General features: G+C 49.8%; 1 protein-coding gene. It reads left to right on the forward strand.

Going from position 1 to position 305, the window contains the following annotated elements; all coding sequences use genetic code 11:
- Positions 1-305, forward strand: a 305-nt coding sequence (locus tag E5358_RS14965) for an RHS repeat-associated core domain-containing protein (protein ID WP_277821340.1), incomplete at both ends; no start/stop codon positions are given.

The following is a 305-nucleotide window of genomic DNA, read 5'->3' on the forward strand; positions in this document are numbered from 1 at the left end:
GCGGTTATGTCTCCTGCGACGACAATAATTCAAACAAATTCACGTTCCATTATTACGTGAAGGACCATTTGGGAAACAACCGTGCGGTGGTAAACGAAAGCGGAGCCATAGAGCAGAGCACGCACTACTATCCTTTCGGGAACAGCTTCGCCGATGCGGGAAAGAATCCTTCCATACAGCAGTACAAATACAACGGCAAGGAGCTTGACCGGATGCACGGGCTGGATTGGTATGACTATGGTGCGCGCAGCTATGACCCGGTACTGTTACAATGGAACGGTGTTGACCAGTTGTGTGAGGACTAT

The organism is Palleniella muris (genome assembly GCF_004792655.1).
GTDB lineage: Bacteria > Bacteroidota > Bacteroidia > Bacteroidales > Bacteroidaceae > Prevotella > Prevotella muris_A.